The sequence below is a fragment of the Pelatocladus sp. genome (assembly GCF_059505505.1).
The window spans coordinates 1-26,257 of sequence record NZ_JCACKS010000267.1 but is presented as its reverse complement, the minus strand read 5'-3'; the positions used below and the strand labels follow the sequence as shown (position 1 = coordinate 26,257).

At 41.4% G+C, this 26,257-nt stretch carries 19 protein-coding genes; 7 read left to right on the top strand and 12 right to left on the bottom strand.

Annotated elements, in window-relative coordinates; all coding sequences use genetic code 11:
* The first annotated feature begins 137 nt into the window (after positions 1-137).
* Positions 138-584: a VOC family protein gene (locus AC5JMK_RS28440; RefSeq protein WP_096677123.1), complete on the top strand. Its 447-nt coding sequence runs from the start codon at positions 138-140 to the stop codon at positions 582-584.
* Between the two features lie 94 nt (positions 585-678).
* On the opposite strand, the gene AC5JMK_RS28435 is transcribed toward AC5JMK_RS28440, so the two are convergent.
* Genes AC5JMK_RS28435 through AC5JMK_RS28425 form a run of 3 tightly spaced genes read right to left on the bottom strand, consistent with a single transcriptional unit; the run spans position 679 to position 7,056 of the window.
* Positions 679-1,167 (bottom strand): hypothetical protein, encoded by a 489-nt coding sequence (locus AC5JMK_RS28435; protein WP_495911528.1) that lies wholly within the window; start codon positions 1,165-1,167, stop codon positions 679-681.
* Positions 1,119-2,918, bottom strand: a complete 1,800-nt coding sequence (locus AC5JMK_RS28430; RefSeq protein WP_495911527.1) for a ShlB/FhaC/HecB family hemolysin secretion/activation protein — start codon at positions 2,916-2,918, stop codon at positions 1,119-1,121. Before AC5JMK_RS28430 ends, AC5JMK_RS28435 begins: the two co-directional genes overlap by 49 nt.
* On the bottom strand, positions 2,908-7,056 hold the full coding sequence (locus AC5JMK_RS28425; protein WP_495911526.1) for a two-partner secretion domain-containing protein: 4,149 nt from the start codon (positions 7,054-7,056) through the stop codon (positions 2,908-2,910). The genes AC5JMK_RS28430 and AC5JMK_RS28425 overlap by 11 nt, the downstream gene beginning before the upstream one ends.
* Before the next feature lie 137 nt (positions 7,057-7,193).
* Between AC5JMK_RS28425 and AC5JMK_RS28420 the strand changes: the two genes are divergently transcribed.
* Entirely contained in the window at positions 7,194-7,718 is a 525-nt protein-coding gene (locus tag AC5JMK_RS28420; RefSeq protein ID WP_096677126.1) for a COP23 domain-containing protein, read from the top strand.
* A 3-nt stretch (positions 7,719-7,721) separates the two neighbouring features.
* Here the strand turns inward: AC5JMK_RS28420 and AC5JMK_RS28415 are convergent, their stop codons facing one another.
* The 3 genes from AC5JMK_RS28415 to AC5JMK_RS28405 form a co-directional block, all read right to left on the bottom strand.
* Complete coding sequence (locus AC5JMK_RS28415) at positions 7,722-10,304, bottom strand: tetratricopeptide repeat protein (RefSeq protein WP_495911525.1); 2,583 nt, start codon at positions 10,302-10,304, stop codon at positions 7,722-7,724.
* Between the two features lie 94 nt (positions 10,305-10,398).
* Positions 10,399-11,730, bottom strand: coding sequence for a dihydroorotase (locus AC5JMK_RS28410; protein ID WP_096677128.1), 1,332 nt, complete (start codon positions 11,728-11,730; stop codon positions 10,399-10,401).
* Between the two features lie 11 nt (positions 11,731-11,741).
* On the bottom strand, positions 11,742-13,097 hold the full coding sequence (locus AC5JMK_RS28405; RefSeq protein ID WP_495911524.1) for a histidine phosphatase family protein: 1,356 nt from the start codon (positions 13,095-13,097) through the stop codon (positions 11,742-11,744).
* A 242-nt stretch (positions 13,098-13,339) separates the two neighbouring features.
* On the opposite strand from AC5JMK_RS28405, the gene AC5JMK_RS28400 reads away from it, so the two are divergent.
* Complete coding sequence (locus tag AC5JMK_RS28400; RefSeq protein ID WP_495911523.1) at positions 13,340-13,462, top strand: hypothetical protein; 123 nt, start codon at positions 13,340-13,342, stop codon at positions 13,460-13,462.
* Between the two features lie 12 nt (positions 13,463-13,474).
* On the opposite strand, the gene psb28 is transcribed toward AC5JMK_RS28400, so the two are convergent.
* From psb28 to bchH, 5 genes are all read right to left on the bottom strand, one after another.
* A complete protein-coding gene (gene psb28, locus AC5JMK_RS28395) occupies positions 13,475-13,855 on the bottom strand; it encodes a photosystem II reaction center protein Psb28 (protein WP_096677129.1) in 381 nt (126 codons plus the stop codon).
* A gap of 6 nt (positions 13,856-13,861) precedes the next feature.
* Entirely contained in the window at positions 13,862-15,493 is a 1,632-nt protein-coding gene (locus AC5JMK_RS28390) for a serine hydrolase (protein WP_096677130.1), read from the bottom strand.
* A 293-nt stretch (positions 15,494-15,786) separates the two neighbouring features.
* Complete coding sequence (locus AC5JMK_RS28385; RefSeq protein WP_096677131.1) at positions 15,787-16,584, bottom strand: RNA methyltransferase; 798 nt, start codon at positions 16,582-16,584, stop codon at positions 15,787-15,789.
* A gap of 150 nt (positions 16,585-16,734) precedes the next feature.
* Positions 16,735-17,208 (bottom strand): nuclear transport factor 2 family protein, encoded by a 474-nt coding sequence (locus tag AC5JMK_RS28380; RefSeq protein ID WP_096677132.1) that lies wholly within the window; start codon positions 17,206-17,208, stop codon positions 16,735-16,737.
* 137 nt (positions 17,209-17,345) lie between these two features.
* Complete coding sequence (gene bchH / locus AC5JMK_RS28375) at positions 17,346-21,035, bottom strand: magnesium chelatase subunit H (protein WP_495911522.1); 3,690 nt, start codon at positions 21,033-21,035, stop codon at positions 17,346-17,348.
* 208 nt (positions 21,036-21,243) lie between these two features.
* Between bchH and AC5JMK_RS28370 the strand changes: the two genes are divergently transcribed.
* On the top strand, positions 21,244-21,462 hold the full coding sequence (locus tag AC5JMK_RS28370) for a hypothetical protein (protein ID WP_096677134.1): 219 nt from the start codon (positions 21,244-21,246) through the stop codon (positions 21,460-21,462).
* Here AC5JMK_RS28370 and AC5JMK_RS28365 read toward each other — a convergent pair.
* Positions 21,437-22,309, bottom strand: coding sequence for a globin family protein (locus AC5JMK_RS28365; RefSeq protein WP_096677135.1), 873 nt, complete (start codon positions 22,307-22,309; stop codon positions 21,437-21,439). The genes AC5JMK_RS28370 and AC5JMK_RS28365 overlap by 26 nt on opposite strands.
* Before the next feature lie 493 nt (positions 22,310-22,802).
* Here AC5JMK_RS28365 and AC5JMK_RS28360 point away from each other — a divergent pair, with 493 nt between their 5' ends.
* From AC5JMK_RS28360 to aspS, 3 genes are all read left to right on the top strand, one after another.
* Positions 22,803-23,687: a M48 family metalloprotease gene (locus AC5JMK_RS28360; RefSeq protein ID WP_495911521.1), complete on the top strand. Its 885-nt coding sequence runs from the start codon at positions 22,803-22,805 to the stop codon at positions 23,685-23,687.
* A 149-nt stretch (positions 23,688-23,836) separates the two neighbouring features.
* Positions 23,837-24,235 (top strand): hypothetical protein, encoded by a 399-nt coding sequence (locus tag AC5JMK_RS28355; protein ID WP_096679138.1) that lies wholly within the window; start codon positions 23,837-23,839, stop codon positions 24,233-24,235.
* A 197-nt stretch (positions 24,236-24,432) separates the two neighbouring features.
* On the top strand, positions 24,433-26,232 hold the full coding sequence (aspS, locus tag AC5JMK_RS28350; protein ID WP_495911520.1) for an aspartate--tRNA ligase: 1,800 nt from the start codon (positions 24,433-24,435) through the stop codon (positions 26,230-26,232).
* Positions 26,233-26,257 lie beyond the last annotated feature (25 nt).

Sequence of the window (26,257 nt, the reverse complement as noted above, 5' to 3'; positions counted from 1 at the left end):
TACCCACCAAGGCATTAATTCCTTTTGTTATCTCAAAATAAGCGAACGGGCAGTAATTATCCTGAAAAAATAGTACAAGCATTTTAAAATACTTTGTTTGAAGAAACTGAACTGCATATCTGCGAGGAAAAAAAGCAATGGCAGAGTTTCGCATAATTACTCCACACCTGACTGTTCGTGATGCTAAGGCAGCAATTGAATTTTACAAAGCAGCCTTTGGCGCGGTGGAGAAATATAGTATGCCTTCTTTGACAGGTGATGGAATTATGTTTGCCGAATTAGAAATTGGGAATTCAGTGATATTTTTAAATGATGAATTTCCTGAATATGGACTACAGTCACCTGCAACTCTTAACGGTTCTCCTGTGACGATTCATTTACAAGTCGATGATGCAGACGCTTGGTTTAATCGTGCTATCAGTGCAGGTGCAACAGAAACAATGCCTCTAGATGATATGTTTTGGGGCGATCGCTATGGCAGATTAATTGATCCTTTTGGTCACTATTGGTCGATCGCTAGCCAAATTGGAGATACATCACGAGAAGAAATGATGCGACAAGCAGCAGCAGAATTGGCTGGTTAGGGATTGGGGATCGGGGATTGGGGATTCTCCAGAGGAGACGCACTCGCGTTCGGGAATCGGGAATTGGGGAATAGATTTTCATGCTCTTTTTATATTATTTATCACTTGAAAGTTCTGGTTTGAAATCGGAAAATTCTGGTTTGAAACCGGAAAATTCTGGTTTGAAACCGGAAAATTCTAGTTTGAAACCGGAAAATTCTGGTTTGAACCTTGAAAGTTCTGGTTTGAAACCGGAAAATTCTGGTTTGAACCTTGAAAGTTCTGGTTTGAAACCGGAAAATTCTGGTTTGAACCTTGAAAGTTCTAGTTTGAACCCGGAAAGTTCTAGTTTGAACCCTGAAAGTTCTGGTTTGAAACCGGAAAATTCTAGTTTGAACCTTGAAAGTTCTGGTTTGAAACCGGAAAATTCTAGTTTGAAACCGGAAAATTCTGGTTTGAACCTTGAAAGTTCTAGTTTGAACCCTGAAAGTTCTAGTTTGAACCCTGAGAGTTCTGGTTTGAAACCGGAAAAAATTTCAATCATCTTTCCCCTCTTCAAAACGGTTTGTATTCCAATTGAAAATACACGCCGTTTTCTTGCCATGTTCTACCCTCTGAATTTGGAATATTTATTAAGGGAATACCCCAGTCTAAGCGGGCGGAAAAATTTTCTCCCATCTGCCAGAGTAAACCGCATCCCAACCCAACTAAGGTGTTTGGATCTGGACTGTCTCTACCTGTGTTCCAACCGATGCCAAAATCAATAAATGGTGCGATTTGTAAACTTCTCTTGGCTTGTGGTGTCTGGAAGATTGGTACTCGTGCTTCTACGGAGGTAACGATGCCATTGTCTGTAACTAAAACATCTTGACGGTAGCCGCGTACGGTTGTGAGACCGCCGATACTAAATTGCTCAATGGGAACTAGAGAATCGCTGGCTAGTTGTATGCTGGAACGCACTAGCAGGCTAGGAGTGATAGTTGATTTAGATGTTGCTTGTGCCAAGCGGCGCAAATACAGCATTTGTCCCCGCCAGATTAAATATTGGCTATCCGGCTCATCATCACTAACAGTGGCATTAAAAGCATTGATACCCAAGCTAATTTCAGAATTTGCAGCTAATACAGTTTGGCTACCACGTTGTAGCCATTCTTGAGTGAAATTTAATTCTGAGATCCGGGTTTCTCCATTGGTATCTGCTCCTGGGAAAACAGGAAAGTCTTCTCCGAGAATAGAGGAGTTGGTTTCTCGTCTTGCAAAACCAAAACCAAGAGCAAGTTCTTGACTGAGTTTGGGGGTTGCTTTTTGAATGACTGGTTGACGAAAAGTGAATTCATACTCACGAGAGTCTACTTTAATATCCAAGTTATCGAAAGGTGCTTCAATGATTTTGTTATTGGTGATCCGGTAGGTGAAACCAATAGTGCCATTGCGGGGATTGACTGGGAAGTTATAACTACCCTCAAACCTGTTGCTACCATCGGTGTTGCGATAACCAAAAATAAATTCATCTCCTAACCCCAACAAACTAGTTTCTGAAATGTCAATACCACGTTCAAAACTGCCGATGCTGGGGTTACGCTGGTTATCTAAAATCAGGCGGGTATTAAAAGTATCTGCCCCAACAACTGTTACTTCTAATAGATTAGTACCGGGTTTAGTGCCAGCTGTGAGTTCGGCATTTAATCTTTCAATCCGGGGATTGAGTTGTAACAATTGTAGTGATTCTTGTAGGCGATTGATGTTCAGTGGTTTATAACCAGCCACAGCAATGCGATCGCGCACATAATTGGAACTTAATCGCCCTTTGATGATGTTGACTTTGATGTCTTCTAGGCTACCTTCCAATACCTGAATTTTGACGTTCCCCGATTGGATCTCTTGACTGGGTATGTAGGCTCCAGATGTAATATACCCCTGTTGCAGATAAAGTTGAGTGATTTGATTTGCAGCTTGCAGTAATTCCGCAAAAGTGATTGACTTACCGACAAAATTAGCTGTCGCCTGCTGTAACTCTTGTTGACTAAAAACTGTACTGCCGATAAACTCAAATTTTTGCACGACAATTGTCCCTGGTACATTCTGGATTTCGTCAGGGGTTGGTGGTGCTATAGGTGGAACCTGGAGTGGTTTTTCTAAAGATGGTAAAGGCTGAGGTTGGGGTTGTTCTGGTGTTGGCGTCACCGGATTGATCGGCTGTCCCCAAGCAGAGGATGTAGTAAAGAGTAGAGACAGTAGGGGAATGAAGTTAATGAGATTGGTAGATGAAGAGAATTTTTGTCCCTGTATTTTTCTGTCTTTGCGTCCCCCTATTCCCACCTCTTTACGTCTTGGTGAGTTCTTTCTAATTAGCATGACATGAGGATGAACTTAATCCAGCACTGTAGGGAGAAGATGTGGGGGTAGCTGATGTGAGGATGACTGCACCTTTAGAGTTTACATACCAACCTCTGGCGATTGGTGGTAACTGCTGCGTTTGGTTGGTTTTGGTGGCGATCGCTCTACCAGAAATATTTTCTGCTTGTGCAGGGTAAGATTCAAAACTCAGTAAGGCTTCACTACTGAGTGGTTCGCTTGGTCGAGGTGGCAATCCTCCCCGCCCAGTGATGATAAACTCACTTTGCCCCTGTTTTTTCTCAGCCGGACAAACTTGTGCTACGATTTCTTCGGGTTTAGTAATCTCCTGCGGTAAGTCAAGAACTTCTTGATTTGTACTAGTATTCGGTGTCAATATTTCTATTTGGCCATCTACTCCCAACTGAGAACTAGCACTAATTTGACATTCTGGGCAAACAAACAAACCTTGTGTATTAATACTGATATTTCCTCCCATACCCTGAAATGCATTAGCAGTGATTTTGCTGCCTTCCAGTAGCACCACAAAATCAGCCGGACTAAAGCCTGTAATTGTGATGTTACCACCATTACCACTGCCGCCTGCTTCCGCAGATATCTGGCTGTCACGACGCATGGCTAAGGAATTTGTCTGCAAGAAAATATTACCACCTTCACCAGATGTGGTTGCTGCTGTGATGCTACCTCTATTATCCAAAAAAGTAGAGTTGGTATTGATTCTGACACTGCCTGCATTACCTGTTCCCTCGTTCCTAGCGTTCACTTGGCCTTCATTTTTAATACTTAATCTTGGTGTGTTAATTGTCACATCACCAGATGCTCCACTTGGTACAGGCGGTAGTCTAAAAATTTGTCGGGCAACTTCACTCTCAATATTTGCACCAGCACTGATCAAACTAGATGTACCATTTACCTCAACATACTTAGAGGCATTAATAGTAACATTTCCTGCTGAACCGCTAGCAGCAGTTGAAGAATCAACTCTACCACCATCTTGGACAATCAGTTTTGGTGTATTGATTGTCAAGTCACCACCATTACCAATGTTCAGCGTCGAAACACCGATCAAGCTGCCTACTAGTTGGCTTGGTTCTTTGCCAATAACTTGTACTGATTCTGTAGCATTAATCGTACTGTTTCCACTAGAGCCACTTCCAAAAGTACCAGCACCTATCCTAGCCCCATTCAGAACCTGCAATTTTCCAGTGGAAATATTGACATTTCCTGAGCGTCCAGAACCAAACGTAGAACTACCGATTAAACTCAGCACCCTGGGATTGAAGGTTGCAAACCCTTCTACTTGCACTAAGCCTGAAACATCCACATTGACATTACCACCGGCTGAATTCGTAAAGGTAGCAGTTGAAATACCAGCTCCTCCCTGAAGAATTAACTGCTGGGCTGAAATATCAATATCTCCGCCCATGTCACCTCCAACGGTGAAAGGAGAAAAGAAAGTAGGCTGTCCTCCTCTGGAGGTTCCCCCCAATTCTGATGTAATGCCACCACCAGTATCAACAAAAACAGACTGAGCATTAATTTTGATGTCTCCCGATATTCCTGTACCTTGATTACTGGTTGTCACCAACCCTCCATCAGTAACCCTCAATTTGCCCGTGTTAATTATTACATCTCCAGAGGCTCCACTTGGGACAGGAGGCACTCGAAGAATCTGTCGGATGGTTTCATTCTCAATAGTGGCTCCGGAGCTAATGACACTGGAATTGCGACTCCCTGGGTTCGTGCCAGTCACCTCTACAGATTCGGGTGCGTTGATGGTAACATTTCCTGCGGAACCCGTCGAAAAAGTGGAAGCATCAATTTTGCCACCATCCCGAACTACTACTTTAGGTGCGGTGATGGTCAAGTTGCCAGCATTTCCAGCATTAAATGTTGAAACTCCGACGATGCTTGGTAAAAACCGGGATGGTTCTACTCCAATAACTTCTACTGCTTCAGTTGCATTAACGGTGACATCTCCCCCAGAACCAGTTCCAAAGGTACCGGCGGTGATTAATCCGCCATTAAAAACACTTAGTCGCCCTGTTGAAACAGTCACATTTCCGGAATTGCTAGAACCGAAAGTTGAAGCACTAATCAAGCTCTGCGATGCAGGATTAATGGGTGAAACTCCAAACACTTGCACTGATTCAGGGGCATTCACATTGATATTGCCGCCTGTTGCATTCGTAAAGGTGCTAGTGGATATTTTAGCCCCACCCCGGAGATCTAATTGCTGGCTTGAAATTGCAATGTCCCCACCTTTGAGACCTGGCAAACTTATAGGGGAAAAAATAGCAGGCTGTCCTATTGCATTTGCTGTACCCAATTCCGATGTGATACTTGCTCCGTTATCCAGAAAAACCGAACGAGCATTAATTCTGATGTTTCCAGAGGTTCCCGACCCACTATTGCTTGCTGTAATGAGAGCGCCGTCTGTAATATTCAATTTACCTGTGTTAATTGTCACATCACCAGAGGCTCCAGAGGGATAGGGAGGCAGTCTTAATAATTGCTGCAAAGTAGGATCAACTATGTTGGCAGAGGAGACGATCAGACTAGGATTGACAGATCCTGGTACTGTGCCACTCACTTCTATTGAATCATTGGCGTTGATTGTGATACTTCCGGCTGAACCACTTGCCAAAGTAGAAGCATCTACCCTACCTCCATCTTTGACTATCAAACGCTGAGTATTAATCATCACGTTACCTGCGGCTCCGGGGCCGCCTGTTCCAGCAGTGATTTGACTAGGTGCAAAGACAAATGGGGTGAAGCCAACTAGTTCGACTAATTCAGATGCATTTACAACTACGTTTCCGCCTGAACCAGTTCCAGCTGTGATCGATGCAATGTTACCTCCACCTGTGGCTGTGACGCGTTTGGTTGAAGCTGTGAGTGTTCCCGCATTTCCAGCACCGTAGGTTGCAGCCGAAATCGTACTAAAACGATTGGGATTTACTGATGAATATCCAATTACTTCCAATGATTCAGCAGCATTTACACTGATATTCCCACCTGGTGCAGGGGTGTAAGTAGCAGCAGATATGACCGCCCCATCTTGAACTACTAAGCGCGGGGTAGTAATATTGATGTCTCCGCTTTTGCCATCTCCAATGGTTTCGGTAAATATATTGGTAGAAATTTGTCCATCTGGTGTGGTACCAATTAATTTTAAAGATTCAGATGCATTAACGTTGATGTTTCCTGCTGATTGTGTCCCTTGGGTTTGAATTAATACGGCTGATCCATCTTGAAGTGTAATATTTCTGCCTTGTAACTGGATAGAACCGCTACCAACTCCACTGGTATCTGTAATGGCGCGCGATCGCATGTCAATATCTTTAAAACTAGGCACTCCTGTATAGCCCAAACTCCAAACTTGACCAGAATTAGCAGCAAGATTAACGAAAGAATTTCCACCCACACTACCTAATTCAATTCGTCCTCCTTCGGTTACGAGTACACCACCATCTAAGGTGATATCCCCCCCTACTAAAGCTAGAGTTTGACCGGGTTGTACTTTCAGCCCCGTAGTATCGCCCCTCGTAAACGGTGAGAAAATTTGACTTTCAACGGCTAAATTGTGACCTTGACCTTGGACATTGATTGCTGCTGGATTTTGACCAAATTGCAAACCAACTGGCACACTAATTGTTAATAATGGTGAATTTTGAATATTAGTAGCACTAAATTCTGTCCCATCAGCAAATTTAATAGTATTAGCTGTACTTCCTAAAAAAGAACCACCTATATTTAATTGGGCATTATGTCCAAAATTAATCCCACTAGGATTAATCAAAATTAAATTTGCCCCATAATTTTCTTTTATTAATCCATCAATATTTGAAATTGAGCCACCTGTGACTCGGTTGATGATGTTAACAATACTATTAGTATTTGCATTATTTTTAAAAAAAGCTTCGCTGCCCGTAGGTACAGAAAACTCTCTAAAACTATGGAATAAGTTACTACCAGCTTGTGTTCCTCCAGTAATTTCAAAGCTGTTATTAACTTGATTTACGCTAGTTGGTAAAGTTCCATCTGGCGAAATTTGCGCTTGAGCTAGACTACTAGCAAATATACAGCAAATAGCAGTATTTAGATTAAATAAAAGACGTTGAGCCAACTGTTTCATCTTTAAAAATAAAATTATACAGATGAAGATAATTGAAACTTATTTCAGTTCACTTTTTATTTAGTCCTTAAGTAAAATTAACTAAAAAATAGTATATTAAGACTAAATTTTTAGTCAAGATTTAAGGAAGCAACTTTATGAACAAACACCTATATTGGGTAACAATATTGGGAATGAGTTCCATACTCGCATCTCCTGCCTTAGCAGTAGTTGCTCAACCCAGCAAAGTTGCATCTACTATGAAGGTGACGTGTAAGACAGATACTGCTACACCTACGGTAGTTGCTAGCTTTTCCGAGCAAAAAAGCGCAAATGATTTAAAAATTCTCAGTTTCCTACCTGAATATTTTTCATCCCAAGCTGCGGTGCAAAATTGCGAGAAAACAGCCAAGACTTTGCAAGCACTATATCAAACAGGCCGTGCCAACTACCTCACCAACGACAAATCCAACGCTCAACCTGTGATTTGTGCTGTAGAACGCAGGGGTATTGGTTGCAACCATTACAGCGCTCAGGTATTATTTGCCCTTGATGGAAAGGTGAATTCTTCTCAAGCGTTATACCAGATGCTTGGTTCAGATTTTAAGCAATCACAACCCCCTGATTCTAGGACTGTTGGTAAAATTTACACTGATATCAGACCTCGGTGGTTGCGATTTTAAAAATTATCGAGTACAACTGCTTTTTGCTTGCTCTGCTGCTTGGTAGTCTGGCTTAAGTTTGAGAGCTGCTTCAAGAGCAGCAAGTCCTTCATCAGCTTGGGAAGACTGACAGTAAGTAATTCCCAGGTAATACAAACTTTCTGCTTTTTGAGCATCTGTTAGGCGAGATAGAGTCAACATTTCTTGAAATTGAGCGATCGCTTGTTTGTACTGCTTTAAACCTTGGAACGCTAAACCCCGTCCCCGCAAAGCAGTAAAATATTTTGGATCGTTGATTAAAGCTTGATCAAAAGCAGCAAGCGCTTCTCCATATTGTTTTTTTTGCCATAACACCTTACCTTTATGACTAAAAGCAATTGCTAATTCTCTGGCAATATTTTCTTGGCTATTAAGTTTTTGTTTTTCTTGCAGCAGGTGAATTGCTTCATCAATAGTGATCAGCGCTGTATCAAATTGTTTTAATGCTAATAATGATTCAGTTTTATTAATCCAGAATACAGGGTCTTTTGTATCAAGAGTCAAGGCTGAATCAAAAGCAGAGATCGCCTCATAGTATTGTTGGAGATTATATAGTGCTTCCCCTTGACAATTCCAAGCATAGATAGCTTTTGGTTCTATAATTGTAGCTGTAGAGCAGGACTCTAACATCTTGTTATATTCTTGTAAACCAGCGAGTGCATAACCTCGGTTAGTCCAAGCTTGATAGTAGTTGCTATCGATGTTTAGAAGTTTGTCATATTTAGCGATCGCCTTTTTATATTCTCCTTGATTAAAAAGTTCATTACCTTCTTGGAAAATAATATTTATCTCTATATTTTTATAAATATTGAAGGAAAGGGCGCTAAATCCAGCTATTGCTAGTAACACCCAAATAACTTTCAGAATAATGCTTCTGGGATTGGAAATTAAATTCCTAGCTTCAAGCATAGCAAATGCTGGAAAAAATTTTTTAGAAGTAATATTAGAGTTGATTGCAGATGGAACCTCAAGCATATTTGCTAACTGTTGATCAACCCAGCTTAAATTAAAAACAGATTGGTAAATCCGGTTGGCTACTTTTAGTTTATTGTTTTGTTTAACTACTAATCCTATATTCAATAACTCTGTTTCGACTGGATTGTCTTGAGGCGGTAATTCTCCTTCTTGCAAGATTTGCTGATACAATCTCAATAACCATATTGGATTACATCTTTGATTGCTAACTAAATCATCGTAAATTATTTGCAAATGTTCAGCAGCTATCTGAGTTTTCCAATTTGTAATCAAACGAGTTTGCACCAATTGTTGGACTGTGAATGCTTCTTCCCCAGCAGTAATCAAAGTTGTATGTTCACACAGCAATTGACAAACATTTTTAGTCAGAAAAGGCTGAGAAGCAGTCCACATCAGCACTTCTTGCACTAAGATTTCTGGGTTACTAGATTTCTCATTTAAATTAAAAATTTTAATTGTGTTTTGGATCAAAGGTTGTAATTGCTCTAATTCTTGATTGATCCAATCCAAATTAAAAACAGATTGGTAAATCCGATTGGCTACTTTTAATTTATTGTCTTGTTTAACTATTAATCCTATGTTCAACAACTCTGTTTCGACTGGGTTGTCTTGAGGTGGTAATTCTCTTTGTTGCAAAATTTGCTGATATAGTCTTAGCAGTTGTACAGGATTGCAAAATTGATTTTTGACTAGATTTTGTTGAATTGCTTGCAAATGTTCAGCAGCTATTTGAATTTCCCAATTTGCAATCAAATGAGTTTGCACCAACTGCTCAACTACGGCTGCTTCTCTACCAACAGCAATAAAATTTTCATAGTCACAGAGCAATTGGCAAACTTTTTGGGTTAGAAAAGACTGAGCGCTTGTCCAAAACAATACTTGTTCGAGTACAAGATCTGGATGAGTTGCCTTTTTATCTAGTTTAAATAATTTAGTAGTGTTGTGAATCATGGGTCGCAAACGTCCCAATTCTTGATCGACCCAATTCAAATTAAAAATAGATAGATAAATGCGGTTTGATATTCTTAATTTATTTTCTTGTTTAACGACTAATCCTAAATTCAACAACTCTGTTTGAACTAGATTATCGTGAACTAATAATTCTCCTTCTTGTAAAAGTTGCTGATACAATCGCAGCAACCATATCGAATCACATCTTAGATTAAAAACCAAACCATCATGAATTGTCTGTAAATGTTCAGCAGCTATCTGAGTTTCCCAATTTGCGATCAAATGATTTTGTATTAACTGCTCAACTACGGCTGCTTCTTCACCAGCAGTAATATAATTTTCATAATTGCACAGCAATTGACAAACCTTTTGAGTAAGAAAAGGTTGAGCGCTTGTCCACGCCAGCACTTCTTGTACTAAGATTTCCGGGTTACTAGCTTTTTCGCCTAATTTGAATAATTTGATAGTGCTGCGAATAAAAGGTCGCAAATGCGCTAAATCTTGGTGAACCCAACTCAATTTCACAGTAGATTGATGATGAGAACTAGATTCTTGGATATTTTCCTGTTGCACTGCTAACCCCCGATTCAGTAACTCGGTTTTTTTTGAGAAGCGATCGCCTGTGACTTTCGTTGAGTTCAAATTTAATTGAGCAACTTTGTCTTTAGGGTTTTCAACCTACTTTCTCATAACCATTCTATTTGAGTTCCGGCATCTATCCCTATCCAATAATTATCTAAGGTATCCAGATTTTCACTACTTTACCTGTCAACTGTTGTCCCAACCAAGAGGTATTCTGTGAGAGGGTACGAAGATTTTGTCCGTCAACTTTCCAGCTTTGCTGAGGATCAAATAATGTTAATTCTGCCTTTTGTCCAGGAGCGATCGCGCTCAAATTCTGTTTTAGACACTCCGCCGGACGATTACTCAATGCTTGCCACAATTGTAGGGCGCTAAATTCACCAGTTTCTACTAAATGTTGCCACAACAAAGGTAGTGCTAACTCTAAACCTATGGCTCCTGGCGGTGCTTCGGCAAATGCTACTGTTTTTTCTTCGTAGGTGTAGGGGGCGTGATCAATAGCGATCGCATCTATAATACCTGTGCGTACTGCCTGGCGCAACGCCAATAAATCATTCGGATTACCCAAGGGCGGCTCTAAATACAGGTTAGTATTATAGCTCTTAAGTGCTTCTGTGTCAAGTAAAACATGCATCCAAGTGGTGCTAGCGGTGATCGGTAAGCCTTGCTTTTTTGCTGATGCGATCAATTCAACGCTACGAGCAGTGGAAACCCGCATAATATGTACTGGCGTCCTCGTTGCAGCTACCAATTCGATCAAAGTGGCGATCGCAGAGGTTTCAGAAGCAGCAGGATTTCCTGATAAACCAAAGCGTAGCGAATCTGAACCTTCGCGCATGACTCCATTAGACTTTAGTTGGCGATCGCAACACCAAAACGCCACGGGCTTTCCCAAAGGCTGGAGATATTCTAATACTCGTCGTACCAGTGCCGTATTTTCCAAAGGCTGACCATCAGCAAAACCGACTACCCCAGCCGTCGCTAAGTCTGCCAATTCCGTCATTTGCTTACCAGCAAGATCTAGAGTAATCGCACCCCAGATGTTGAGTTGGGGAAAACTAACAGACAATTGAGAAGGAGAAGACAACAAAGAAAAATAACTGTCTCGTCCTCCTTGTCCCCCTTGTCCCCTGTGTCTTTGCATCTTCTCCCCAAACTGCGCCACCACCGCCGGGTTATCGATCACTGGCGATGTGTCGGGTAAGATGTTAATTCTGGTAAAGCCACCAGCAGCAGCACCTTGTAGTAAAGAAGAAAGGGTTTCTCGTTCTTCAAATCCCGGTTCTCCGGAGTGGCTATACAAATCTATCAACCCTGTTCCTAACACTAATCCACCACAATCTTGGATGTGAGTGTCTTGTGGCAAATCAGAAATACTATTCGCCACTGACTGGATACAACCAGCATCAATCAGCACATCAGCTACTTGGTCAGTGCCAGAAACCGGGTCAATAATCCGTACTTGTTGTAATAATTCACTTGTCATATCATAAACTCTTACAACGCCCCTGCGGCGGTTTTATCTAGCACCCCGCCACTCAAGTGAGTGGTAATATTCATTGCTTGCAACACTGGTATACCATTCAAGCCTGAAGGGTAGTCAATAACACTGACTGCACCATTACCCTGACGAAAATTCCAGAAGTTATCTGCTGATAAACCTAGAATATGGCAAAGCAGAGTTTTATTAGTGGCATCATGAGCAACGACTATGCCAGTTTGGAGTTGTTTTGTCAATGCTGTTTCTACAACAGACTGCCAACTTGACACACTGCGTTCCCATACCTGTTGTAAATTTTCCCCTGCGGGCATTTGTACTTGGGCTGGTACTGTTCGCCAGCGCTCCAATTCTCCCGGAAATTCTTGTTCAATTTCTGATTCTAATTTTCCTTCCCAAAGTCCGTGACTAATTTCTCTAAAACCATCTTGCAATTCTAACTTGAGACTCTGGTGGTTATTTAAGATAATTTCAGCCGTTTCCTTGGGACGCAGCATCGGGCTTGTGATGGCAAAATCAAGTTCTACATCTTTGAGAAATACGGCAGCTTTTTGTGCCTGTAGCCTACCATTATCGTTGAGAGGAACGTCAATTTGACCTTGAAATTTACCTTGGCGGTTCCACTCGGTTTCGCCATGACGAATCAGCAACAAACGCACACCTTGATGGTTTGGTCGCAAAGAAGGGAGAATATCTCCCAAGTGTTGCGTTTGATTCATGGATTCTAGCTGGACTGCATCTGTCAAACCACCCGCAAAATTCAGTACGCTGACGTTGCAGTTAGATTGCTGAATAGAATGGTAGCGAGATGGAGAAATTCCTAGCGCTGTGCTGATTAAAGCCCGATTAATCCCGTTATGTCCTATTATTAATATAGTTTGCTCTTGATGGCGGGGCAGAATTTCTTGCCAAAATTGCCGTGCTTGTTCGTATAGAGATAAAACAGGATTATATTCTCGGCTATTCCCCTCAGAGTCTTGAACAAGCATCTGTAATTGATGGGGTGATTCCTTCCAAATGCGATAATCTTCAGGAAATTTCTGTTTTACTTCTGCTGCAAGCATTTTCTCCCACAAGGGTAAATCAACCTCTAGCAGTAAATCAGAAGTTTGAGGAACAATAGACTGATCACAATTATTTTCTAGCGATCGCCAAATTATCTCTGCTGTTTGTTTGGCTCGCTGTAAAGGACTACTATAAATTGCATTGAATGGAATATTACTGAGGGCTTTACCAACTAAATTGGCATCATCACAACCTTTTTCTGTTAATGTAGACGCATCGGTGCGCCCTTGAATACGCTTCTCAGTATTATACGTGCTTTGACCATGACGCACTATGATGACCCGAGTCACTTTTTGCCCTCCTCTCTCTAAAGGACTCATTCTACTGCAAAATGTTTACATTCATTCCTAGAACCTTTTTCGATGTACTACAAAATTTCCTTTGAGTCCAAAGTTGTGGCTATGCCAGAATTAATGATCAAGCTTGCCATTACTACTTGTAAGCAACTAGTACAACAAGCCAAAAGAAAGAAAGCTTATTTTATTTGAGCTTTTCAGCCATTTTGTAGATGCGGAGCGGCTTCTTGGAGGGTATGGTAGCGTTATTTGTGCCTACCTGTGCTAGTCTAATTTTGATAGCAGGCGATCGCTCGATGATCAGAAGTTTAGCCCCATCTTTGGCGATTTGGCGAAAGTCGCGATTGGTGGATACTTGAGTCCATTAATACCTAAGTTTCAGTGAGTGGGGATTCACCATAGGCCATACCATTTGCTTCAGCGTAACGATGCATAAATCTCATAAATCTTTCCCAATGGTCGTCTTGTTCAATTTCTAGTTTGCACTCTACTCTGTGCAACTCATCCCCCTCTGCACCACCAAAAATAAATTGTACAGACGAAGGTGTGATCCTGAGTTCGCCTTCTTCGTCGCTTAACAGCATAGAATTTAACGGTTGTTTTGTGAAACTATTGAATCCTTCTAGGGCTTTCAACTGGTTAAAGATCATCAAAACAATACGCTTACCAGAACGACCACGTCGCAAACTAACGTTACCTAATTCTTCATAAATACCATTAAAAAATTGAATCGTGGGTGTTGCAGATGCCATGACCAATTACCTTTGATAGGTGGAAGGAGGATAATAATAATACGGCGGCTGATTTGTTAGTGGTGGTTGATACTGATAACCTGTTGGAGGTAGAGGACTAGTTACAGTGTTAGGTAAGGGCGGAGTGATCAGTGGATATGGCTGATAATTGGTTGTGGGTTGAGTAATTGTTGGTAGTGGTGCAGTCGGAGTCGTCAACGGTGGCTGATACCTAGTCGTTGGGATTGGGTTGGGAGTGATACTTGGTGCAGCAGTTGGCGTAGGAGTCGGTGCAGGAGTTTGGACGCTGGGGGTAGTTTGGGTAAATTGTTGGTAAGCAGCCTTCGAGATCGAACCAATGAGTTTTTCAGCACTGGGATCGTTATTAGGGCGTTTAACCATGACAGCAACTATGTAGCGTTTACCAGTGGGGAGGTCTACCAGACCAGCATCTGCCAACATAGTGCCAATATCACCTGTTTTGTGGGCAATTGTTGCACCTTGTCCTAACCCTGTTGGTAAAAGTTGGTTTCTGACAGTATTACGCATAATTTCCAAGATGCGATCGCGCGATGTCATACTGATCAAATTGCCTTGACTGACCATCGCCATCAAATTCCCCAATTCTTTGGGACTAGTTGTATTTGTACCATCTAAGTCAGGTAATTGATTACGAATGACTGTAGTATTTAAACCCCAACTCCGGAAACGCTGATTTAAAGCTTCGATACCACCCATCCGGGCTATTAACATATTGGTTGCTGTATTATCGCTGATTGTGATCATTTTATTAGCGACTTCCAGCGCCTTGAATTGGCTTCCGGCTGGTTTATACCGCATATCTCCAGAACCAAGAGCCATCATTTCTTTTTCCATGGTCAGCATTTCATCCAGACGGATTTTACCTGCATCTACATCCTGGAAAAAAGCTAATAAAATTGGGACTTTAATCGTACTGGCTGCGGGAAAACTAGCAGAAGCATTGATATCTACATAACTACCATTTTCCAAATCCACCACAAATACTCCTGGTGTGAGATTTGGGTTAGCAGAAGCCAAGCTTTGCACATTTGTTTTTAACGAAGTAATTTCCTGCGATAAAGATAAAACAGCAGCAGGTGTGGGAGTGGGGACAGCTTGGATTTGTGCTTGTCCTGACTTGGTATTATCAGGTGATGTCTCTGTTGTGGTCATCTGATTTGCAGGATCTAGGACTGATAATACAGTTCCGACGATCGCACCAATTCCAATTCCGACTATTAATAATCGCAAGGCGTATAGCATGGTTCTCGCCATAGGCTTTAACCTTGTTTTTCGCGATGTTCTGACTTTTTTTGGCAAAGCTTGCTTGCGCGATCGTACAGTTTTTACTTTGGCATTGCTTGGCTTGTAGGGTGGAATTTGTCCTGGTTTGGCAGGTAAAGCTTTAACAGCTGCTGGTACTACTACGCTTGGTCGCTTTTTCGCTACACCAACAGGGGTAGCAGCAGAAGTTGCTTTGACACGTGTCAGCTTTGTCCCAGCTTGAGGGGGACGTTGTTGTTGGCTAGATAATTTGGCTGGACTTTTTCCCAATTTCTGCACTTTACGGATAGGCTTTTGGCGTCCATTCACTGGCTGAGATCGTGAGAAACCGGGTAAATTTGTTCTGGTTTCCATAAAATTGATGATGGTGATAGTAAAGTGTATAATCTAGCAATTAGTAATGAAAGTTTAACTAAATCGGGCGGAGTATATCTTTAGTCGCTACAAGAGAAAGACAGAAGTGATTTTTCTGTCGATTTAAAATCAAAATTTGCCCCCAAATTTTACTAGCAACTAAGTATATCTAGACACTAATTTACTTGGAAATACTAACTTAGTGAATTCTCCTCCATTTTGGTCATGTTTTTGTGTTTAGTTTAAGCCATAATTACTAATTGTGGGGTAATTACGTATTTACTACTTAAAAGTCACAATTTTTCATGATTTTTGTGGCTTGAGATCGCCCATTCTACTTGTCGCAAGATACCTCGTAACATAGCAACCTCATGCTTTTGTAATTGAGTGCGGTTATAAAGTTGCCGAAACTTTTCCATCCGGCTGGCTGCTGTCTGAGGATATAAATAACCAATCTTGAGCAGTAGTGATTCTAATTGTTGATAGTATCCTTCCACAATTTCTATAGGTGCAATTTCGGAATCAGCCGCATTTTCCAAAGAGGCGGGTGCATGAGATGTGGACGCAGACAATTCCCCCGTGTTCCTGTGTCCTGGTGTTACTGTGTCTTGACTTAGTGACAATTCATAACAACAAATTGCCACAGCTGTAGCTAAATTGAGTGAAGAATAACTGGAACTAGTGTCAATATGGACAAAGCGCTGGGCATAGTTTAATTCTTGATTACTTAACCCCCGGTCTTCTCTACCAAAAATCAACGCTGCGGGTTGTCCTATATCTTCTAATAACCAGGGTAGTGCTGTCTGAGGATTTTCTAGTGGTGCATCCCAATCATGAACAACACCAGTTGTGGCGATCGCTCTTTTGCATCCTTGCAAAGCGGCAGGTAATGTCTCAACTAATACAGCCGCATCTAAAACATCTTGGGCATGAACCGCCATCTGTCTGGCTTGTGTTCCCCAAGGATCACATTGGGGATTTACTAACACCATCTGATTTAGTCCAAAGTTTTTCATTACCCGTGCTACAGACCCCACATTCAACGGGCCAGCTGGTTCTACTAATATGATTTTTACTCCAGCTATTGTCATTCGATTTTAGATTTTAGATTTTGGATTGATGACAACAAGTATATGTTTTAGACATCGACCACCGATGGACGCAGATAGATTTTTCGTGATCATTTTGGGCATGTAGAGACGTTGCACTGCAACACCTTCTACTGTACATTTTCAACACGATTATGAGTCGCACAGCCCTCTGTGTATTCGACGATTGCCACTTATGATCACCACAGTTTGCTTAATTGCACTAACTCGCCATTCTCCCTCGACTTGAATTAACTGATGCTCGTAATTTCCCGCTGTATCAAGTCGATCTTGCTCTGATTCACAGTTAGGATCAAATCGATAAATACGATACGCTGATTGACACTGAGCATAGTCCTTGTTAACTGCTATCTCATGATTGGTACTGATATGCAGAGTCTTTAACCCAGTGAGTCCCTCTACCCGCTGTTGTACATATGCTTCTGCCTTAATTTGTTGTGGCAATTCTCCTCGAAATTCCGAATAATCAATATAAATTTCGTCTGCTAAATATTTGCGGAGTCTGTGCCAATTTTTGGCATCCATTGCATTTGCGATACCTACAATGATATCGATGATTTTGCTGCGCTCAATCACCCATTGAATAGCTGATGGCTCAGATGTCATGGATCAATTTGAATATAACGACAGGACAAATTTAAGAAAGGCGCTAAAAAACACCTAGCGCCTTTATATCTGTGCAAGAGGTCTATTGCTTCACTACTATGCAATAAAAAAGCACCTCTACTCAAGTCTTTTGAAATTTAAACCGTCACTCCTTCTAACTCTTCATCTGTCAACTCGTACAAATCTCGTAACTTTTGTAACTTATCCTCACTAGCTTGCCAAAAACCCCGTCCGTGGGCTTCCAACATCCTACCCACTATGTTTTTAAATGCTTCCGGGTTAGCTTTTCGCAACTTCTCTGCCATTTCTGGGTCTAAAGCATAAGTATCTGCTGCCTGATCGTATACCCAATTGTCAGTAAAATCAGTAGTACCGCCCCAACCAATCAACGCTGTCATTCGTTGAGAAACTTCAAACGCACCACCAGAACCTTGATTAACCATTGCTTCCGCCCATTTGGGGTTTAGCAACTTAGTGCGATACTCCATTCGTAACAAATCATCCAACTTGCGGGGTGTAGTATCTTTCGAGAAACTTTCGACAAAACTAGCAGTTACTTTCTTACCACCAATTTTTTCCGCCGCCTTCTTCAAACCACCCGTATTAGCATAATATTCCTGAATATCGGTTAAACCATATTCTACCGAATCAATTTCTTGCACAATGCGATCGCTCGTTTGTAACAACTGTGTTAATACTTCCGGTCTTGCTTGACCCCGATCTTGTCTACCGTAACTAAACACATTGCGGCTTTGCCAAGTATTTCCCAACTCCTCGCCAGATTCCCAGTTACCATCAGTCACACGCTCATTCACCATTGAACCAAAATCACCTGCCGGATTAGAAAATAACCTAGCTGAAACATTCTCCACACCCTGCGCTTTCAAAGCCAAAGCATGTTTTCTAATAAAATTCTGGTCTTCTGGTTCCTCAGCCTCAGTTGCCCGTTGAAACAAATCATCCAACAATTCAATCACATTTACAAAACTATCGCGGAAAATCCCCGACAAATTCCCCAAAATATCAATCCGGGGATGTCCCACCTGTGCTAAAGGCTTTAACTCATAACGCACAATTCGCCCCGTTCCCTCTTTCACAGGTTCAGCCCCCACCAACTCCAAAAGAATCCCCAGAGACTCACCCTTGGTTTTAATCGCATCCAAACCCCACAACATCACCGCCACAGTCTCCGGATACTTACTATGTTCCTGCAAATGTTGGGCAATAATTTGTTGACCGATTTCCCTTCCTCTCTCATATGCAGCCGGAGAAGGCATTCTATAAGGATCTAAAGCATGAATATTCCTTCCCGTCGGTAACACACCAGGCCCATCCCGTAACAAATCACCACCAGGCGCAGGTGGAATATACTCCCCATTCAAACCCCGCAACAAATTCGTCAACTCATCACTAGTTTTTTTTAATAAATCTTTAATCTGTAACTCTTCCTGTTGGCGTCCCTGATCTATTGGCGGTTCGTTCCCAAAATATGCTTCCAAATACGCCGCCATCTCCTCCTCATCCGGCGCTTCCCCCAAGGTATGCAACCCAGAAGAAAATAACCTACTCTCCAAAACTTGCAAATACTCGTACAATTTCACCAAATAATCATTAAAAGCATGGGCGCTAAACATCCGCACATTCTCTGGCGTAAAAGGAATACCCAAACGCTTTGCATCTTCAAACGGACAATCTGCATCTAAACCAGAATCAACAATTTTTTTACAAATCGCTTCCTTGAGAGCATAATTCTTCTGTGGATCTTCGCGATATTCTGCAATTAAATCTCGCAATATCACTAATTCTTTATACAAACCTGCACGACCATAGGGCGGTACATTGTGAGAAATTAACACCCCATAACCGCGACGTTTCGCCAAAATCGATTCTGAAGGGTTATTTGCTGCATATATATATAGATTAGGCAAATCTCCCAGTAAAATATCTGACCAAGAATAACCTGTATTACCCAAAGGTGAACCAGGCAACCATTCCACCGTACCATGCATCCCAAAATGGACTACAGCATCAGCTTGGAACTCATTTTGTAACCATTTATAGAAAGCAGCATACTGAGGATGAGGTGTTAAATCTCGCTCAAACATTAACCGCATCGGATCGCCTTGTATCCCCAATGGTGGTTGGACACCAATCCAAATATTCCCTAATTGCACCCCACCAATATGGAATTCATCGCCAGAGGTTTTAATCCCAGTACCCGTAAGAGATTTCCATTGCTTTTCTATCCGGGAAGTGCGGAGATATCCCAACCATTTTTCCAGGGTTTTGGCATTAACAGACGCGGGGAAAGTTTCTTGCTCGCCATCGCCACGTCTATCTTTCTCCATCTCATCAAAAGCCTCATCTGCTTCTTTGACTTGCTGAATCAACTCTTCTCCATCAACTGGCAAATCTCCGACTTTGTAACCTTGATATTGAAGTGCCTCTAGGAATTTCAGGAGACTACGAGGTACATTCAATAATGCAGCAGTTCCCACTGCACCGTAACCAGGTGGAAATCCATAAAGAATAATGGCAATTTTTCTTGCAGATGCTGGAGTTTGTCGCAGATGAATCCAGTTTTTGATTCTGCCAATTAAACGTTGTACTCGTTCGGGAACCAAATAGATATTTTCTCCTACCAAACCGCCAAGAGGAACAACGTCGATTGCTCCATCTAATTCTGGTAAAGCGTATAAAACAACACTTTGCAAACCTCCTATACCTTGGCGTGTCCAAGAATAAATATCTTGAATTAATAGAGGTGCAGCAACTATATACGGAACATTCTTGGCAGTCAGAATGCGTTTTGCTACCTCAACTTGCCGTCCTGCTTCCATTGAACCAGCAGGCCCACCCACCAAAGGAAAACCAATTGTCGAGACGATCGCATCTACTTTGACTGCTTCCTCAGACAAAGATGGAGTTTCGACGTTACCCTGCTGGCGTTGCTGAGTTTCGTAATCACTTGTCATCCAGTCACGTACAGCAACATGTCCTTCCACACCATTGATAAAAATAGGTAAAGGGATTAATCCAGCTGCGTCAAAACGGCGAATTAGTTGATTGATGTAGGGTTGTTTAGTGATCACATGCTTGCGATAAAGCAGAATTCCCACTACAGGAAGATGCGGCGAAACTTCTCCCCCTTGTCTGTTGCAGTACCACTCCAAATACTCACGCGGTGATTCAAAATATCCTTGATAATCGGGGTGAAGCAATCCCATGTTGGGGGTTTCGATGGGTGGGGGAATGTCACCAACTTTTAATCCTAAGTATTTTTCTGCTAATGTCCAAAATAAAGCCGCGACGTTTTCCGGCCCGCCTGCGTTCCAGTAACCATAAATAATTAGCCAGTTGCGTAAGTCTTGGACTTTTTGCACTGGCACGAACTTTAACAGTTTCGGTCCGATTTTCAAAAAACTAATATAACCTGCTAATCTATCTTCTTCTCGTCCTTGACTGAATTTATCAAGGATAAATTTTACAGGCTTGGGCATACCTTTGGGTTTGTCACCAATCGCAAATGCACCCAACTTGGTAAAACTCATCAATTCTAATGCAGACTCGAAGACAAGGCGGATGGGAATATTCGCAATGCGCGAGCGCAACCACAACACCTGATCATAATCAAACAGCAAGCTACCAAAAAATACGTCAGCGCCAGCTAGTGCAGCTTCTACTTCTTGATGCTTACTGCTAATGTCGCGATCGCTAAAAACTCTGATATCCAACTCTGGACAACTTGCGATCGCCAGATCCGCCGCTTTGCGATACAAGTCGGCGTTGAAAGACTCAAACCCTGCTACCAAGACGATGCGTTTCATGCCCTTGAGCTACGAAATGTTTCTTCATCTTGATTTTAATCTTGTTTAATCTTGCTCCTCTATATAGGAAAAATTTATCACTGCTATCAGCCTTTTTATGTCAAGTCCTGTTGACCTTTTGTAAGCTTTAAAATCTTAATGTTTATTTTCCTGGTTTCATGCTTAACCAGAGAATAATGTAATGTGCGAAATTTAACTTGCTATGTATATGAAACATCAATTTTTAGACCAGCGTGTTCAGGAACATAATACTGCTATGATTCAGGTACTGCAAAATCTAGCAATGCAGTTAAATGAGGAGCAATGCTGGCGAAAGAGCAAGTTAATTGAGAATAGTGTTAATCTTCTGTTGCAAGCAGAAAATTATCATCGACGAGTTATTGCTGCGATCGAGACTGAGATCAAAAATGCTCTTGATTCAGACTAGAGACAGTCGATAAATATTTAATCAAGTAATTAAAGTAACTTCTTAATTCTTCCGCAGCTTGAGTTGATACTTGATGTGAAGATTCCCAATCATTGATGTATTTGGTTTTAATGATTTGAAATGCTTTCACATATGTCTGAATTGGCGGTTGTCGGTGAGTAATAACTTTTTTATACAATAGACGTGGTTCAATCTCATTTTCCATGCAGCAGCCAAGTAATTTGATATATTTGCAAATATTTTGACGAAATTCTTCTGTCTGGGGATGTTGTGGACTCATTAGTTTACTTGTTACTGTTTGTGCTAATTCTAATCGCCGAGATAGTAGCCATCGTCCAGCTTCAATACAAGCTACTCTTTGTGCTTCTATATGAGGAATAGATGCATTTAAATCTTCAATATGTGCCAAAGACTGACGAAGTTTGTCTTGTCTTTTTTGAATTTCAGCAGTACTGACATTGGGTTGAGAAGACTGCTTTTTATGCTCTAACTCATAGATTACATCTTCAACAGCAGGTTTAATGATTTGGTTAATGATATGTGTCTGTTCTTTGAGTACTTCTAGTACTTGATCACGGACTTCGTAGTTAATGATATTCTCTAACCGAGAATTTGTACTTTCTTGTAAACAGTCTATCTGCTGTTGCAAGTCTTGAATAACTATGTCTTGAAACTCCTCTTTCTCTACCATTCCTTGATATAAGCGTCGTTCTAAAATTTGCACTCTTCGTTCTAATGGGTGAACAGACGTGCTATTTAACCAAGGATTAAAAACAAACTCTGCCAATTCGTGCAAAGTTTTTCCAACTTTGTGCAAAACTCCAATGCTTTTTGTATTTTCCCTCATGGGGTTATCCTTAGAGAATAACAGTGTTATAGCGTAAAATTACTCAGATTGTGCATAATAGAAAACGTTTGTATCAACCCTTTAATATTCTCCTGATTCATCCTGCCAAACTAGTGTGATATATTACTGTACTTTTAAAGTATTGTTAATGACCAATATTTTAGTTTCTAGAAATTTTACCGACACTATATAGTAAAGCGCAATTACAACATAAGATACTTTGCAAAGCTAGGCGATCGCTAATTGCAAATTTCACAGTATTTTTATATTTTTGTATATACTTATATAAATATTTATGACTTTAGATAGATGCGTTTTATTTAAAAACAATATGTAATCCAAATTACTCAATCTTCCTTAACATTCAGAGAGAAAACCGTACATAACATGGGCGCTATTTCTACCTGAAAAATCTGTGTAGAGGTCGATAAGATCAAATCGTGGCTCAAGCTAATGTTTGTGTTTAGTAGTTGTAGCCAATGAGTAAATAACTATGATAAATCAAGTAAAAACAGCCGCTTTACTGGCCTTATTAAGCGGACTTTTAATTACGATTAGTTATTGGATAATTGGTGGTAGCACAGGCGTAGTTGTCGGTATTGTTATAGCAGCAGTTACCAATTTATTTTCATGGTATCAATCTGATAAAATTGCCCTGGCTGCTTATCGCGCTCAACCTGTGTCACCACAAGCAGCACCAGGGCTGTATGCAATGGTAGAAAGGTTGTCCCAACGGGCAAATCTACCTACACCCAGTATATATATTGTTCCTTCCCAAAATGCCAACGCCTTTGCAACAGGGCGCGATCCTCAACACTCTGCTGTCGCCGTCACTGAAGGTATTTTGCAGATATTACCAGAAGATGAACTTGAGGGTGTAATTGCCCACGAACTCACTCACATTAATAACCGTGATACCCTCACCCAAGCCGTTGCTGCAACGATCGCAGGTGCGATTTCTTTTTTAGCTCAAATGCTTAGTTACGGGCTTTGGTTTTCACCCTCTTCACGAGGCGATCGCAATAGTCCCAATCCTCTAGGCTTATTATTAACAGTAATACTTGCTCCAATTGCGGCAACAATTATCCAGTTGGGTATCTCCCGCACACGAGAGTTTGCAGCAGATGCAGGTTCCGCTAAAATTACAGGCAATCCCCGTGCTTTGGCCCGTGCGCTGCAACGTTTAGATGCAACAGCGCGACAAATACCTCTCAATGCTAACCCTGCTTTTGAGCCACTATTAATTACAAATGCTTTCTCAGGGCAGTTTATGAGTAATTTGTTCTCTAGTCACCCATCCACAGAAGCACGAGTGCAAGCATTGCTGAAATTAGAACAAGAAGGAATTAGGGATCGGGGATTAGGGATCGGGTATTAGGGACTATTCAATTGCAGAGGACAAGGGAGACACGAGGGAATAAATATTAGGTGCAAAAGTGGAATAATTTATTGTTTGAAGTTCCCTGAGTGTTGATTTTTCTGAATCTCATAACCTGCACACCTATATATCACTATCACAATAAGGAGATACTAATGAACTCTAACAATGAAGAAAACTTGGTTGTTGTGCGAGTCAGTTCTCAAACTGAAGAAATCGTAGAAACTGAGATGGCTGGTGAGACTGACGAAGTTAAGGGTGAAACTAAAGCATTAATCGAAGCCATTAAAAGACGCGCCCAATCTGAAGCTGAATCCGCAGGGACTCTCACCCGTGAGACTTATCTCAATGCTGTACGTCAGGCACGCCAAGCAATTGAGGGTGATAAACTGATTGAGCGCGATCGCATTGAACATTCTTGGCTAGTCTTGCAGCAAGAAGCAGAGAAAAACTGGCATTTAATGCTCAAACAAGTAGAAGAATTCGGCGATCGCTGTCAAGATGCTGCTAAAGCTGCTTGGGATACTTTCAATGCCCCACGTTCTTAATCTTAGTTGATTTAATTGCTCAATCATAGTAAGTATTTGTTACTCTTTAGGGACGGGTTGGAAAATCTGCCCCTAATTTTGCTAAATAATTTCATCTTTTTTTAACCGGAATCACAACAATGGCAAATGATGCTAGATAATTAGAAGGTTTGACTTTTACTTAATTTGTCTAGCTTGGTAACTCAGAACTAACAACTATGCGAACTTACTATTGCGGCGAACTCCGAACACAACATATTGGAGAAATTGTCACCTTATATGGATGGGTAGACCGTCGCCGCGATCATGGGGGCGTGATATTTTTAGATTTACGGGATCGCTCTGGAATTGTGCAAATTGTCAGCGATCCCCAACGTACCCCAGATTCCTATGAACAAGCAAATGCCTTACGAAATGAGTATGTCATTAAAGTCACAGGTAGGGTGTCGCAACGTCCAGACGAGTCTCTTAATAACCGCATACCTACAGGCGAAGTTGAAATTTACGCAGAGAACATAGAATTACTCAACGCAGTTCGCAAGCAATTACCCTTTCAGGTTTCTAGCAGCGAGACAGATACAGTACGAGAAGACTTGCGGTTGAAGTATCGTTACTTAGATTTGCGACGCGCCCAAATGACGCGTAATCTGCAATTACGCTATCAAGTCGTCAAAGCAATGCGTCGCTATTTGGAAGATATAGAAGGTTTTGTAGAAGTTGAAACCCCTATACTTACCCGTTCCACCCCAGAAGGGGCGCGGGATTATTTAGTTCCCAGTCGCGTCAACCCTGGTGAGTGGTTTGCTTTACCCCAATCTCCCCAATTATTTAAACAGTTATTGATGGTGTCTGGGTTTGACAGATACTATCAAATTGCCCGTTGCTTCCGTGATGAAGATTTGCGTGCTGATAGACAACCAGAATTCACGCAATTGGACATGGAAATGAGTTTTATGTCCCAAGAAGAAATTATTGAACTCAACGAAAAGTTAGTTGGTTATATCTTCAAAACAGTTAAAGATACTGAGTTACAGCGTCCTTTTCCTCGTCTAACCTACACTGAGGCGATGGAACGCTATGGTAGTGATAAACCTGACACCCGTTATGCATTGGAATTAGTTAATGTCTCTGATGTAATTAAAGACTGCGGTTTCAAAGTTTTTCGTGATGCGATCGCCAGTGGTGGAACCGTCAAAATTCTACCCATTCCCAACGGTAACGACGCCATTTCTAATGTCAGAATTAAGCCAGGTGGCGACTTATTCAAGGAAGCTAGTGAAGCTGGTGCTAAAGGTTTAGCTTACATCCGTGTCAGAGATAACGGGGAAATTGATACCATTGGGGCAATTAAAGATAATCTCACAGAGGAACAAAAACAGGAAATTTTGCGTCGCACAGATGCAAAACCTGGTCACTTATTATTATTTGGTGCTGGAGATGCTGCTACTGTTAATAAAACTTTGGATAGATTAAGGCAAGTAATTGCTAGGGAGTTTGGACTAATTGATCCTGATAAAATCAATTTACTCTGGATTACAGAATTTCCGATGTTTGAGTGGAATGCAGACGAAAAGCGCCTCGAAGCACTCCACCACCCATTTACTGCACCCCACCCTGATGATTTAGACGATTTGAAAACAGCACGCGCCCAAGCTTATGATTTAGTATTCAACGGCTTTGAAGTTGGTGGTGGTAGCTTGCGGATTTACCAACGGGAAATTCAACAGCAAGTCTTTGATGCGATCGGACTTTCTAATGAAGAAGCACAAAATAAGTTTGGTTTTCTTTTAGAAGCGTTTGAATATGGTACGCCACCTCATGGCGGTATTGCGTATGGCTTAGATAGATTAGTGATGTTGTTAGCAGCAGAAGAATCTATTCGAGATGTGATGGCGTTTCCGAAGACACAGCAAGCACGTTGCTTGTTGACAGATGCGCCCTCGAGTGTAGATGTCAAGCAACTCAAAGAGTTACATGTGACTTCAACTTATAATTGGACTTTGGACAAAAAAGAATGAGTTCGCGTAAATTCTACGCGAACTC

Excerpts from the sequence above, each read along its gene's own strand:
- AC5JMK_RS28440 (WP_096677123.1), top strand. The coding sequence starts at position 138 with ATGGCAGAGTTTCGCATAATTACTCCACACCTGACTGTTCGTGATGCT.
- AC5JMK_RS28435 (WP_495911528.1), bottom strand. The coding sequence starts at position 1,167 with ATGGCAAGAAAACGGCGTGTATTTTCAATTGGAATACAAACCGTTTTG.
- AC5JMK_RS28430 (WP_495911527.1), bottom strand. The coding sequence starts at position 2,918 with ATGCTAATTAGAAAGAACTCACCAAGACGTAAAGAGGTGGGAATAGGG.
- AC5JMK_RS28425 (WP_495911526.1), bottom strand. The coding sequence starts at position 7,056 with ATGAAACAGTTGGCTCAACGTCTTTTATTTAATCTAAATACTGCTATT.
- AC5JMK_RS28420 (WP_096677126.1), top strand. The coding sequence starts at position 7,194 with ATGAACAAACACCTATATTGGGTAACAATATTGGGAATGAGTTCCATA.
- AC5JMK_RS28410 (WP_096677128.1), bottom strand. The coding sequence starts at position 11,730 with ATGACAAGTGAATTATTACAACAAGTACGGATTATTGACCCGGTTTCT.
- AC5JMK_RS28400 (WP_495911523.1), top strand. The coding sequence starts at position 13,340 with ATGGTAGCGTTATTTGTGCCTACCTGTGCTAGTCTAATTTTGATAGCA.
- psb28 (WP_096677129.1), bottom strand. The coding sequence starts at position 13,855 with ATGGCATCTGCAACACCCACGATTCAATTTTTTAATGGTATTTATGAA.
- AC5JMK_RS28390 (WP_096677130.1), bottom strand. The coding sequence starts at position 15,493 with ATGGAAACCAGAACAAATTTACCCGGTTTCTCACGATCTCAGCCAGTG.
- AC5JMK_RS28385 (WP_096677131.1), bottom strand. The coding sequence starts at position 16,584 with ATGACAATAGCTGGAGTAAAAATCATATTAGTAGAACCAGCTGGCCCG.
- AC5JMK_RS28380 (WP_096677132.1), bottom strand. The coding sequence starts at position 17,208 with ATGACATCTGAGCCATCAGCTATTCAATGGGTGATTGAGCGCAGCAAA.
- bchH (WP_495911522.1), bottom strand. The coding sequence starts at position 21,035 with ATGAAACGCATCGTCTTGGTAGCAGGGTTTGAGTCTTTCAACGCCGAC.
- AC5JMK_RS28370 (WP_096677134.1), top strand. The coding sequence starts at position 21,244 with ATGAAACATCAATTTTTAGACCAGCGTGTTCAGGAACATAATACTGCT.
- AC5JMK_RS28365 (WP_096677135.1), bottom strand. The coding sequence starts at position 22,309 with ATGAGGGAAAATACAAAAAGCATTGGAGTTTTGCACAAAGTTGGAAAA.
- AC5JMK_RS28360 (WP_495911521.1), top strand. The coding sequence starts at position 22,803 with ATGATAAATCAAGTAAAAACAGCCGCTTTACTGGCCTTATTAAGCGGA.
- aspS (WP_495911520.1), top strand. The coding sequence starts at position 24,433 with ATGCGAACTTACTATTGCGGCGAACTCCGAACACAACATATTGGAGAA.